Source organism: Rhodoferax sp. (assembly GCF_012927445.1).
Classification (GTDB): domain Bacteria; phylum Pseudomonadota; class Gammaproteobacteria; order Burkholderiales; family Burkholderiaceae_C; genus Rhodoferax.
The window spans coordinates 975,424-987,675 of sequence record NZ_JABBPD010000004.1; the positions used below are offsets into that span (position 1 = coordinate 975,424).

At 58.6% G+C, this 12,252-nt stretch carries 10 protein-coding genes and 1 pseudogene; 2 read left to right on the plus strand and 9 right to left on the minus strand.

The annotated features are described in order from the left end of the window. Positions 1-24: 24 nt before the first annotated feature. The 7 genes and pseudogenes from HHJ17_RS10265 to HHJ17_RS10295 form a co-directional block, all read right to left on the minus strand. Positions 25-1,212 (minus strand): Fic family protein, encoded by a 1,188-nt coding sequence (locus tag HHJ17_RS10265; RefSeq protein WP_296501746.1) that lies wholly within the window; start codon positions 1,210-1,212, stop codon positions 25-27. A gap of 157 nt (positions 1,213-1,369) precedes the next feature. Beyond that, positions 1,370-1,645, minus strand: coding sequence for a hypothetical protein (locus HHJ17_RS10270; protein ID WP_296501747.1), 276 nt, complete (start codon positions 1,643-1,645; stop codon positions 1,370-1,372). 10 nt (positions 1,646-1,655) lie between these two features. Then, complete coding sequence (locus HHJ17_RS10275; RefSeq protein ID WP_296501748.1) at positions 1,656-1,910, minus strand: hypothetical protein; 255 nt, start codon at positions 1,908-1,910, stop codon at positions 1,656-1,658. Between the two features lie 206 nt (positions 1,911-2,116). Beyond that, complete coding sequence (locus HHJ17_RS10280; RefSeq protein WP_296501749.1) at positions 2,117-2,497, minus strand: VOC family protein; 381 nt, start codon at positions 2,495-2,497, stop codon at positions 2,117-2,119. 226 nt (positions 2,498-2,723) lie between these two features. Beyond that, positions 2,724-2,975, minus strand: coding sequence for a hypothetical protein (locus HHJ17_RS10285; RefSeq protein WP_296501750.1), 252 nt, complete (start codon positions 2,973-2,975; stop codon positions 2,724-2,726). A gap of 33 nt (positions 2,976-3,008) precedes the next feature. Next, positions 3,009-6,041 carry an RNA-directed DNA polymerase gene (locus tag HHJ17_RS10290; RefSeq protein WP_296505696.1) on the minus strand — a complete coding sequence of 1,011 codons (3,033 nt, stop codon included), beginning with the start codon at positions 6,039-6,041 and terminating at the stop codon, positions 3,009-3,011. Positions 6,042-6,131: 90 nt separating this feature from the next. Then, positions 6,132-6,341 (minus strand): annotated as a pseudogene (locus HHJ17_RS10295) (NERD domain-containing protein); the annotation flags it as partial. A 261-nt stretch (positions 6,342-6,602) separates the two neighbouring features. On the opposite strand from HHJ17_RS10295, the gene HHJ17_RS10300 reads away from it, so the two are divergent. Beyond that, positions 6,603-8,336 carry a diguanylate cyclase gene (locus HHJ17_RS10300; RefSeq protein WP_296497766.1) on the plus strand — a complete coding sequence of 578 codons (1,734 nt, stop codon included), beginning with the start codon at positions 6,603-6,605 and terminating at the stop codon, positions 8,334-8,336. A 114-nt stretch (positions 8,337-8,450) separates the two neighbouring features. Continuing rightward, positions 8,451-9,281 carry a class II glutamine amidotransferase gene (locus HHJ17_RS10305; RefSeq protein WP_296497768.1) on the plus strand — a complete coding sequence of 277 codons (831 nt, stop codon included), beginning with the start codon at positions 8,451-8,453 and terminating at the stop codon, positions 9,279-9,281. Here the strand turns inward: HHJ17_RS10305 and gshB are convergent. Continuing rightward, a complete protein-coding gene (gshB, locus tag HHJ17_RS10310) occupies positions 9,271-10,218 on the minus strand; it encodes a glutathione synthase (RefSeq protein WP_296497769.1) in 948 nt (315 codons plus the stop codon). The genes HHJ17_RS10305 and gshB overlap by 11 nt on opposite strands. A 64-nt stretch (positions 10,219-10,282) precedes the next feature. Beyond that, positions 10,283-12,151 carry a potassium transporter Kup gene (locus tag HHJ17_RS10315; RefSeq protein WP_296497771.1) on the minus strand — a complete coding sequence of 623 codons (1,869 nt, stop codon included), beginning with the start codon at positions 12,149-12,151 and terminating at the stop codon, positions 10,283-10,285. Between the last annotated feature and the right edge of the window lie 101 nt (positions 12,152-12,252).

The window sequence follows — 12,252 nt, forward strand, 5'->3', positions numbered from 1 at the left end:
ATATCGCCTCGCTGTCTTGGCAACTCAACTCGTGGTGGGCTGATGCCAGCCTTCGACGTTGACGGCATAGCGGGTGGCCTTGCCGACGCCCTCCACTTTGAGCAAACCATGGCGCAACAGCTCTGACAGGTCGCGGGTGGCAGTGGCTTTGGAGGTGCCGGTAATCTGGCTGTATTTTTCCGCCGTCATGCCGCCAAGAAAGCCGCCGCCCAATTCACTGCTTCCCGCTTCCAGCAAACGATTCAACACCTTGCTTTGCCGCTCATTGACCGCGAGGCTGGTCGCGCGCTGCCTGAAGCGGGCCTTGTCCAGCGCCTGCTTCACCACCGCCTGCGACTGGATGCAGCCCTGCGTGAAAGCCTGCACAAACCATTGCACCCAGGGCGTCACGTCCAGCCCGCCGGACTGCGCCCGGTTCAAGGCGTCGTAATACGCGGCCCTAACCGCCAGCAGTTGCCGCGACATGCCCAACAGGCGTGCGGGTGCGCCCACCGCCTGCGCCAGCGCCAGGTCCACAATGGCGCGCCCCAGACGGCCATTGCCGTCTTCAAAGGGGTGAATCGATTCAAACCACAAATGCGCCAGTGCGGCGCGGGCCAAGCCGTTGAGGTCGGGGGCGGCATTGCTGGTGGGGCGCGTGGCCTCAAACCAGGCCAGAAACTTCACCATGTCAGCCGCCACCTTGTCTGACGCAGGCGCGGTGTAATGCACCACCTCGTGCCCTTGCCGCCCGCTGACGATTTGCATCGGGTCAGTATGGTCACGGTAACGCCCGACGGCAATCCGATGCAGACCCGACGTGCCGCCCGGAAACAGGGCGGACTGCCAGCGACACAAACGGTCGCTGTCCAACACCGCTTGGTAGCCGCTGGTGGCGTCCTGCATCACCGCCACCAAACCATCCACATGGCGGTCGCGGGTGGAGGCATCGGCCAGCCCCAAGCGATGCGCCACCGACGACCGAACGGCCGTCAGATCGAGTTGTTCACCCTCAATCGCCGCCGTGGCGATGGCCTCTTGTACCCATAACTCACGGGCAATTTCCTGCGCGTCGGTCAAGCCAATGGCGTCCAGCAAACCCAATACCCGACCCATCTGCAAATGGGCCACAGTCAGGTCGTGCGCCACGGCCCCGGCATCAAACACGAGCGTCGGCCAGCCGGGGTGTTGCCAGATGTAAGTGGGCTGTGCGGTTTGCGATGGGGTGGTCATGAGCCGCATTTTAGTCAATACGGCTCAATTTGCGAGCCGTATTTTTGTTGAATCGGCTCAGGCGACGTGGCCTGACAGGTAAAACTTTATGAGGAATCAGGCTCTAGCCCGCATTAAATAATGCGTGAGAAGCTCTCAAATCAGGAGTTTTGATCAATCAATAAACCGCGTCATGGTCGCCCACGTTCACCGGGATGATCTGCTGGTCTTGAATCAACAGCTCCAGCGTGATGCGGTACGACAAGTTGATGGACACCGAATGCAGGCCGTCGAACTTGCCGCGCAAGGCATGCAAACGCAACGAAGGGTGAGCGGGGTTGGCCTCCAGCAACTGGAGCGTCTTGAGGTAGGTGCTGCGCAACTCCGGGTGCTGCTTCAAAAACTTGGCAGCCCGGCGGTTGTATTGCTCGGTAAAGAGCAGGGCAAACGGCATGGCGACGCGCTCACAGCGCGGCCAGCCGCGCCAAATGGGCCTCGGGCGACTCTTGCACCGTGCGGCCGGCAGCCAGGTCGGTGCGGGTTTCGGCCAGCGCGGCGTCCAGCTCACATTCGCGCAGGTAGTGGTAATGCGCCATGTCCATCACCACAAACCGGTCTTTGCCCCGCACCGAAACAATGGCCTCGGGCGCCGTGCTGAGCGCGAACTCGATGGCGGCAATACCTTTGGTCTTGAGATCGTTGGCGCTGATGTGAGTCATTGGGACCTCCAGAATGTGGTTAATAGTGCGATTGATGGTACGCCATATGCCACGATTAGGCAAACAGCTTGCGGGTTTGGAGGGCATGAATTTATAAGAAATCAGGCTCTAGCTCCCGTACTACATTCGTGAGAAGCTATTAAATAAGGAGCGAACGCTAATCGGATAAGCGCATCAAGTGACCCGCCTGCGCGCTGCGGTCTGACTTAATTGGCGGGCCGATGTACCGCGCAGATCTTGTTGCCGTCCGGGTCACGCACATACGCCAGGTAGATCTGGCCCATCGAGAGCTCACGAAACCCCGGCGGGTCTTCGCAAGAGGTGCCACCGTTGGCGACGCCCGCCGCATGGAAAGCGTTTGCTTGCTCGGGTGACTGCATGGCAAACCCGATGGTGCTGCCATTGCCGTGCGTAGCGGGCTCGCCGTTGATGGGCGTTGAGATGCCAAAGGTGCCGGTGGGGCTGCTGTAGAAATACCGGTTCTTGTTGGCAACCCCTGGGCCGATGCCAAGTGTTCCCAAAAGCGCGTCGTAAAACTTCTTTGAGGCCTCAAGATCATTCACACCCAGCATCACATGATTGAACATAGCTTTCTCCGTTGGAGCCCTTGATTGGGCGAAAGTGGACCGGGTGGATGGTAGGCGATCCGCGCCAGCGCCGCAGCTGACGAGGTACACCGCGCCCACTTGGCGGGATCAGCAGGTGCTGCACCTGCAAATTTATTGCTCGAATCAGGCTCTAGCCACCGTATTACCTGAGTGAGCAGCTATTAATTAATTAAATAGCAACTAGAAATCCAAGGCACCTCGGACATTAGAAAAAACTGGCGCGGCGTATTTTGAGATTGCCGTTGAGTCGTCCGTTCAGGTCGATACGGCGCCCCATGCGCTGATTGCCCGTGCGGTAAAACGCCAGCGGCTCAATACCTTCCTGCGAATGGGGATCATGACGGCATGCCTCGGCAAACCCGGTGATCGTCAGGGGTGCCGCATCGTTCACGCCATTGGCCGGTGCCGGGATAAACCAGCGAACCGCGCCGGTCGCCGGAAAGGGGGGGGTTGGCATGCCCGGTTAAATTTAGCGTTTTTTAGCTCATCTTTAGCCTGCCAAAGGTAAGACCTTCCTGTCGTGATTGATCTCGAACCCATCCGGCACCGGCTTGAACGGGCCCCTCGGTGAGCGATAGCTGGACTGGAACTGCCGTAGGGCATGAATATCGATCTCGCCAGTGACGCAATAGTCTTCAATGCCGCCCTTGACGCGCAGCACATCCCGTCGCCAGTTGTCCTGGTGGGGCATCCGAATGCGGCTGTCGCCAAATTGGCGGTCATTACATTGGATGATGTAGGCGTGAATGTCCAGGGCAGCGGATTCCACCAGTGCATTGAAAGTCTCTGTGTCTTGGTTCCATTCCGGAATAAACAAGGCGTCCACCTGGCCGCGTAGGGCCGTACGGTACGCGATGTTTGTGAGCTCACTGCATACCAATATGGCGAAGCGGAAATGGCCATGTTGCAGCACCGGCGGGGATGGAGACTTCCATGGTTTGTCGGGCTTCAACTCCACTCCTGCAAGGCGTTGTAACTCCTGCTCCTCATGCAGGGCTGGCCGTTGCTTGTCCTGCCGGTAGATCATCGTTGACGGAAATCCCAAGCCATCGTGCGACAACGCAGCCCACACCTGATTCCGCACACGGCCTTTGCTGGCATGCAGGTACTCGATGCCGGCGATGAGAGAAATACCGCGTCCTTGCAGTTTCAGCGCGATACGCATGAACCAATGCGCGGGCAAGGCCAGCTCGGGCAGGATTAAATAGCGGGCACCCTTGGGCTGCGAAATCACGCTGTTCACCAGTCGGTTCAGGCGCGCATAGCGGTCCAGATAATCGGGATCTGCCGTGCGTGTGACCGAGGCGACCCAACTGTTAAGGCGGGTCTTCCAGCTCGACACGGCAATGGTTTGTTTGGGTTGTGTCTCACCATCGGGGATCTGCAAAACGCCTCTGCCGTCGAAACAGGGCATTTTTTCACTCAGCGAGAAGCCTCGCAAGGCGAGCACTACTGCCTGTATGTCCTTTTGGCTGCTCTCGGCAAATGGCTCATTGACCAGTACGAACAGTTCAGCCAGATTGAATGGCCGTGTAGGAAACAGCAGGCCACGGGGAAGGTCTTTGTTGAATTTGATCCAGCGAGCAAGCGTCGTGACACCATCCACGATGTTCGACGGCAAAAGCTGCGAAACGTCATTGAGAACCGTCACAGCCTTCCTATGCGGAACACCGCGTTGGGCGATCATTTCCTTCGGCAGACCGATAAAACGGAAAGGCATGTGGGCCAGATCGAGCGAGAACAGCCGCGCCTGATCCAACTGAATTCCTTTGATCGTTGGCGCAAATTGGTCATCGAAATCAGCAATGGGCCAAAGATCAGTCCAAGTCTCCTCCTTCTCCATTTCGTTCAGCCAGGACACTTTGCCTGCTTTGGAAAGACGTGGCGGGAACGCTGCGATAACACTTTCGCGCACCGACTTTAAGAGCTGGCGCCTCCAACGCTCGATAACGGCTGCATCTTCTTGTGGCGACTCTTCAGGGCAGGATTTGATGCTGGCGGAGCAGTATTTCTCAACACTTCGGCACATGTGCTCCAGCGCCCGGATGATTTTGCGCAGCTTCTCAAAATCCTCGCAAGCGGTTGCCAGCCGCACCACGCGCGGCAGATAAGTAGCCAGCTCGAAGAAGTGTGGCAGTGTTATCACATGTTGAATGAAGGCACAAAAAAAGGCGTGGCGATGCGCTTGCCAAGCTTCTGGCGGAAGATCCCGTTCGTAGGCCTCAAAGTCGCGCAGCTTGATGGCAAAACCAGCGCGGCGCATTGTGAGTGCATCGGCCTTGCGCAGGTTGTCTGCCGCCACACCATCGCTTTGCGTTGCGGCCACCAAGTCCGTACCAACATCGCTGGCGGAGCGTGGTAGATTGGGCAAGGCCCGCCATTCACTGGCTCGTTCATGAATCTGGTGGGCTATGGAGTCCACCAAGGTCTTGCCAGTTTCGCCTGCGAGCAAAAAAACCTTATTTTTACTATTGGTAAAGCGGATCTGACTGCCATCCAGATAGTCGGGATTAAACTGAATCGCCGTCTTTCCACCGTCAGTCCAGCCCAGCTTCTCATCTGAACGCTTGAACAGCCATTCCCAGAGTTGAATTGTGGATTGAAATTCCGCACCGTTTTCCATCACCAGAAGAATGTCGTCCACATAGCGTCCGTAATACAGCGGGGCCACCTGTTGCTCGAGCAGCCGATCAAGATCGATAAGGGCGACGTTGGCCACCAAGGCAGAAGCAGGCAGCCCAACGGGCAACCCTTTTTTTAGCGGTGTTGTCTCAGCCCAAGCTTTTAGTGCCTTGATAAACAGGTTATGGAGTTTTTGCTGCTCTAGCGAAAGTTTCAATTCCATCTTTTGGTTGAAGCGATCATCGAGCATAAAGTCCGGATTCAGCTCATGGTAAAAGGCGGTGACATCTGCAGTGAGGGCGACGACTTTCTTTTTGGCGGCCAGAGCGGTACGCATGGCCGCAATGCCTTCATCGCGCCAAGTGCGAAAGGGTCTTAGGTACGGCTCGAAGGAGCCTATAGAGAGTGGATTAATGCCTTTGTCCAGCTTTCTGCGCATGCGATTGCCGTAGGCGCAGCCTGTGAGATTGGCATCGTACTGGTGACCCACTTCGAGCATCCATAGAGTGGACAACACATGAAAATCTAGACTAACTTGAGCCATCAGGCGGAATTCGGCCTCCGGCTTTTTGTACTCTGTAGTTTTTGCGAGTAACTCGCAGGTGTGTTTCCACTCGTCCTCGGGCGACGAGAAAATTAGTCCGTTGCCATGTTTCTCATGAAATTTTTTTCGGTCAGCCCAGGAAATAGACTTTGCGGCCAACGTCCAGCCGCCAAGAAAGGCGTTTTCGGTGATCCAGTTCTCATCAACCCCGTTGAGCCTGTCCAGCAAAGACAGCAGGTTCTCGGGGAGCTTTTCCTCATACTTGGCTATCGAAAGTAAAGGTGCATCTGTTGAATAATATAAATCTACCTTGGCCTTGCGGTAGGCCATGCCAAGTTTTTCCAGAGTAAAGCTCATTTGATAGTCCGCCGTTTGACGTTGTTGCACTTGTGAATATTTGAATGAACACATTCACATTCCAAAAAAGGAATAGAAGTTGCCTTAGGGTGTGTTCAAGCGCCAGTCTTTCACCATCAGAATCCCGCGCCGGGGGTGCATCACGCAGAAGTCGGGGTGCAAATTGCGCGGCCCCATCGGCACGTCGTACCAGAGCAGGTAATCGTCGTCGAGCTTGTGTTCCAGCCGCTCAGCCAGTCGGCGCTCGCCTGCGGTCATGCGCGACACGCAGGCGCCAAGCGCCGGTATCAAGGTAGCCATTGTTCTTATCCCGTCCCTGAGAATGTTTGCGAGTCATTATGGACTCACGCTCTTTTTTTGTAACAGTTTGCTAGAAGTGTTAACGCAGCAGGCTCGCCCTGGCTGGCGCGCAGTGCCCTGTTCACGCTGCAGCGGGGTCGGCGCTGCACGGCTGTGCGCGGCACCGCACCGAGAAACGCCCCGTACAAATGCACAGTTCAAAGCTGTTCTACTGGGCGTCAAGAGGTCGGCCATAGACCTCAACCCACCCTGGAATCGCCCATGTCACTCGCAAGCCCCGATCAAAACAAAAGCTATTGGAGTTTGACGTCGGCCATCTGGCTGCTGCTGATCGCGGCCATGTTCGCCACGGCGGTGCTGACGCAGCGCAGCCTGGCGCGCCTGGGGGATTCGCGCGAGGTGAAGACCCATTCGCTGCTCGTCAACAAGGCGCTGAATGACCTGATGAACCAGCTGCTGGACGCAGAGACCGGGCAGCGCGGTTTTCTGCTCAGTGGCCGCGCGCCCTATCTGCAGCCTTACTACACCGCGCTGACCCAAATGCGGGCGTCACGTGCCGCACTCGGTGTGGCGCTGAGCCAGGACCCGTCCGCCGTTGCGCCGCTTGGCGTGCTGGACAAGGCCATCGCTGCCAAGTTGCAAGACCTTGACCGTATCGTGAAGCTGAAGAGTGAAGGACGTTCCAATGAAGCAGTGGAATTGATACTGACCGACACGGACAACCAGACCATGAACGCGGTGCGCGCGGCGTGGCGTGGCTTGGGTACTGATCAGGCTCACCGCACGAGCCAATTGGAGGCCGAAATTGAGCAGGAAATCAAAAAATACTATCTGACACTGGGGGTGTCAATTTTGGTCAACCTGCTGTTGCTGGCCGGCCTGGTTCAGCGCTTTCGCAACGCGGCGATCCAGAAGGACGCCGCCCAGCAGGAGATGGATCAGCGCAATGTCGAGTTGTCGCGGCTGCTGGCGGCGGCGGCCACCCGCAATGAGCAGGTGCACGGCTTGTCCGAGCTGAGCCGCTTTTTGCAGTCTTGCGCGGACCTGGAGGAAGCGGCGGGCTTGCTCAAGCAGCACCTGCCGCCCTTGATGCGTGCGGCCAGTGGTGCGCTGTATTTGGCGGCGGCCGGGCACGACCCCTTGCGCCAAGCCTTCACCTGGGGTGACAAATCATTTGTCGAATCGTTCGAGCCCAGCGAGTGCTGGGCCGCGCGGCTGCGGCAGCCGTTTCGGCAACCGTTTGAGACCGGTTCGGCCTCGTGTGCGCATCTGCAATCCGAGTACGCGAGCGCGCACAACAACAACAATATCCAGTGCCTGCCGCTGATGGCCTACGGTGAACTGCTGGGCGTGGTGGTGCTGGAGGCGGATGCGGCAAGCGACGCGCAAGAGAGTCTGGAAAGCGAGGGCAGCCGGCGCTTTGCACTGGAGCAGGTCGGCTTCTCCATTGGCAACCTGAAGCTGCGTGAATCCTTGCGCCAGGCCGCCATCCGCGACGTGTTGACGGGCCTGTACAACCGTCGTTTCTTCGATGAATCATCACAGCGCGAAATGATGCGCGCCGTGCGCCAGCAGACCAAGGGCGATTACGCGGGCCTGGCGCTGATGATGATTGACATCGACCACTTCAAGCGCTTCAACGATACGCACGGGCATGAGGTCGGCGACCAAGTGCTGCGCGAGGTGGCGCAGGTGCTGCAAAGCCAGACGCGCGGCAGCGACGTGGCGGCGCGCTACGGCGGCGAGGAGTTCACCATCGTGCTGGCGGACATCACGGACCAGCTGGCGTTTGAACGCGCGGAACTGGTGCGCCAGAAGGTTGAGCAGCTGGTGCTGCATGCGTCCGGCAAGGACGTGATGACGGTCACGATTTCCATCGGCCTGGCGCAGTTTCCGACCCACGGCACGACGGTGGACGCCTTGCTGCTGGCGGCTGACAAGGCGCTTTACGAAGCCAAGAGCGCCGGGCGCAACCGGGTGGTGGTGGCGAGCTGAACCCGGGGTTGAAGGTGTAGCCGGCCCGGAAAAACATGACAAGCCTGTCAACTATTGCCGTGTTACGCACAGTTACCGGCTTTCTGTGCGCGCAGTGCGCAGTAAACTCGCAGCATGTGCCAATTGCTCGGAATGAACAGCCACCTACCCGCCAGTCTGACCTTGAGTTTTACTGGGTTTTCACAACGTGGCGGTCTGACCGACCACCATGCCGATGGCTGGGGCATCGCCTTCTTTGAGAGCGAGGCGGCCACGCCGGACCAGCCGGGCAAAGGGGTGCGCTACTTCGTCGACAAGGAAGGGGCGTCCACCTCGCCCATCGCCAAGATGCTGCGCAACTACCCGATCAAAAGCCACAACGTCGTGGCCCATGTGCGCAAGGCCACGGTGGGTTCTGTCTCGCTGGAAAACTGCCACCCGTTTGTGCGTGAACTGTGGGGCCGCAATTGGGTATTCGCCCATAACGGCGACTTGAAAAACTACGCGCCGGCACTGCACGGCAGTTTCCGGCCGGTGGGCAGCACCGACAGCGAACTGGCGTTTTGCTGGCTGCTGCAAGAGTTGGCCAAGTCACATGTGGGGGTGCCCACGGTTGAAGAGTTGACCCTGACCTTGACGGAGTTGGTGCCGCAAATTGCCAAATACGGCACCTTCAATTTTTTGCTGAGCAACGGTCAGGCTTTGTGGGCGCATGCCAGCACCAAACTGCATTACGTGCTGCGTCAGCACCCGTTCACGCAAGTGCACCTGAAGGATGACGACATCAATGTCGATCTGGCCATTTTCAACAGCCCGCAAGACCGCTTGGCGATCGTGGTGACCGAGCCGCTGACCACCAACGAAAACTGGGTGGCGATGGTGCCGGGCGAACTGCAGGTGTTTGTGGACGGCGTGATCGCGGGCTGTAGCAGCTCAACGCGCACGCCGGAGCTGGTCAGCCTTTAAGGGCCAGTTCCAGCGCATCGATAAACATGGCGGCGACGTCAAAGCCGGTCTGATCAAAAATCTCCTGGAAGCAGGTCGGGCTGGTGACATTGATCTCGGTCAGGCTGCTGCCAATCACGTCCAGCCCCACCAGCAGCAAACCGCGGCGGTGCAGGATCGGGCCCAATGACTCGGCAATAAAGCGGTCGCGCTCGCTCAAGGGTTGCGCCACGCCTTTGCCACCGGCTGCCAGATTGCCACGCACTTCACCACCCTGCGGAATCCGCGCCAGGCTGAAGGGCACCGGCTTGCCGCCAATGACGAGCACGCGCTTGTCGCCGTCCACGATCTCGGGCAGAAATTTTTGCACCATCAGGCTTTGTGCGCCATGGCGGTTGAGCGTCTCGGTGATGGAGCCCAAGTTCAGGCCGTCCGGCCCGACGCGGAAGATGCCCATGCCGCCCATGCCGTCGAGCGGCTTGAGGATGATGTCCTGGTGCTCGGCGTGGAAACGTTTGATGTCGGCCTCGTCCCGCGTCACCAGCGTGGGACCGATGAACTGCGGGAACTCCATGATGGCGAGCTTTTCCGGGTGGTCGCGCAATGCGGCCGGCTTGTTGAAGACGCGGGCGCCTTCGCGCTCGGCCTGCTCCAGCAGGTGCGTGGCGTAGAAAAACTCGGAATCAAAGGGCGGGTCTTTGCGCATCAGGATGGCGTCAAAATCTTTCAACGCCACGGCACGCGACTGGCTGACCTCAAACCATGCATCCGGCTGCCCGGTGAGCGCGATATCGCGCACATGGGCCATGACCAAGCCCCCGCTCTGCCACATCAAATCCTGCGGCTCGCAGGCGGCGACGCGGTGGCCGCGCTTTTGCGCCTCGCGCATCATGGCGAAGGTGGTGTCCTTGTAGATTTTGAAGGACTCAAGCGGATCGGAGATGAAAAGCAGGTTCATGAAAAACTACCCAGGTAATGGCAAACAACGACCATCCACGCTTGGGATGGGGTTGAAAAATTGATTAAATTTCGATCTTCGAGCCCAGCTCCACCACTGAATTATTGGGCAGGTTCAGGAACTCGGCCGCCGCACTGGCATTGTGGTGCATCTGCGCAAACAGCTTCTCGCGCCACGGCGCCATGCCACTGCCGATCGTCGGGACAACGATGTCGCGCGAGAGGAAATAGCTGGTGGTCATCGGGTCGAGTTCAAAGCCGCGGCCCTTGATTTGCTGCAGCGCCTTGGGCAGGTCGGGGTCATTCTTGAAGCCGTAGTTGACCAGCACCTGCCAGCAATCGTGGCCCAGGGTTTCAACCTCCAGGCGCTTGGCCATGCCAATCCAGGGTACCTCGTGGTTACGCACCGTGACAAACAGGTTGTTCTCATGCAGCACCTTGTTGTGCTTGAGGTTGTGCAGCAAGGCATTGGGCACGGTGCCCGGCTCGGCCGTGAGGAACACCGCCGTCCCTTCCACCCGCACCGGCGGACTGATAAACACGGCTTCCAGAAAGCTGTTCAGGTCGATCGCGTCGGCCCGCAGCTTGACGTTCAGCAGGCGCCGGCCGTCTTTCCAGGTCAGCATCAGCACAAAGACGCCGCCACCGATCATGAGCGGGAACCAGCCGCCATCAAACAGCTTCATCATGTTGGAGCTGAAGAAGGCCAAGTCCACCACAAAGAAAAACCCGGTTGCACCGAGGCATAAAGACAGCGGGTATTTCCAGTTGTAGCGGAGCACGAAGAAGGTCAGGATGGTGGTGATCAGCATGTCCAGCGTGACCGCGATGCCATAAGCGGACGCCAGGTTGCTGGAGGAGCGGAACATCACCACGGCCAGCACGATGGCGACAAACAGGCCCCAGTTGACAAATGGCAGATAGACCTGCCCGGCATCTTTCACGCTGGTGTGCAACACCTGCAGGCGCGGCAGGTAGCCGAGCTGAATCACCTGCTTGGTGACCGAGAACGCGCCCGAGATCAAGGCCTGCGACGCAATCACCGTGGCCATGGTGGCCAGACCGACCAGCGGGATCAGGGCCCAGTCCGGGGCCATCATGTAAAACGGATTCTTGACGGCGGCAGGGTTGTTCAACAACAAGGCACCCTGGCCAAAGTAATTGAGGGTGAGGCACGGCATGACGACGGAAAACCAGGCCAGCCGGATCGGCTTCTTGCCGAAGTGGCCCATGTCGGCGTAGAGCGCCTCGCCCCCGGTCACGCACAACACCACCGCGCCCAAAATGATGAAGGTGATGCCCGGGTTGTCCCACATGAAGCTGAGCGCGTAATAGGGGTTGAGGGCCCACAAAATGGTGGGGTGGGTCACAATTTGCGCCACACCCAGCGCCGCGATGCAGAGAAACCAGACCACGGTGATCGGTCCAAAGAACTTGCCAATGCCGGCGGTGCCGCGCTTTTGCACGGCGAACAGGCCAAACAGGATGACCAGCGTGAGGGGAATCACAAACTTCTTGAAGGCCGGCGAGATAACCTCCAGCCCCTCCACGGCGGACAGCACGGAGATGGCGGGTGTGATGACGCCGTCACCATAAAACAGGCAGGTGCCAAAAATGCCGACCAGCAGCAGCACGCGCCGCAACTGGGGCTTGTCCTTGACGGACTGCGAGGCCAGCGCCAGCATGGCCACCAGGCCGCCCTCGCCGTTATTGTCCGCACGCAACACCAGCGTGACGTACTTGAGCGAAATGATGACCGTCAAGGTCCAGAAAAAGATCGACAGAATGCCGTAAACGTTGTCCGGGGTGAACGGAACATGGCCGGAGCCAAACACTTCTTTGACCGCGTACAGAACGCTGGTGCCGATGTCGCCATAGACAACGCCGATGGCACCCAGCGTGAGCGCTGTGAGGGACGATTTGGATGCTGACACAAGTACGCCCCGTCTCGGTACTGCGGGGTTCCATTTGGATTTGGGATGGCCATTTTGCGCCCGCCAGACGGACATGCAATTGGACGACACGGTCTAAATTT